Below are 329 nucleotides of genomic sequence, written 5' to 3' on the forward strand. Positions count from 1 at the left end.
CTCTTTGTCAAGCCGCTCCTTCAATAAAGGCGCGATGTTCCCTTCCGCATCCACACGAGCATCCACGACCTCTTTTACGTTTGTGCCGTCCGCGTTAAGGATCAGATTTCTGATACGGTTATATAGGCCGTCGATATATGTGCGCAAAGAAAAACCGCCATGGTCGATTTGCTCCGACGTGTGGGCGGTTTTCGCGTTCTTATGTGCGGCCAATTCCGTATATGATCCTTTAATATCGTCCGCAATATCATCGAGGTTTTGGTTGTGGTCGTTACGAAAAACACGGTCCCACGCCGCCCCGGCCTTTCTGTACGGAAATTTCGGCATTG

The 329-nt window shown here is 50.2% G+C and carries 1 pseudogene; it reads right to left on the bottom strand.

From position 1 onward, the window contains the following. Positions 1 to 327, bottom strand: a pseudogene (locus SB660_RS19500) (peptidase G2 autoproteolytic cleavage domain-containing protein); the annotation flags it as partial. Positions 328 to 329: the final 2 nt, after the last annotated feature.

It is taken from the genome of Bacillus sp. SIMBA_005 (genome assembly GCF_046535585.1).
Lineage (GTDB): Bacteria > Bacillota > Bacilli > Bacillales > Bacillaceae > Bacillus > Bacillus pumilus.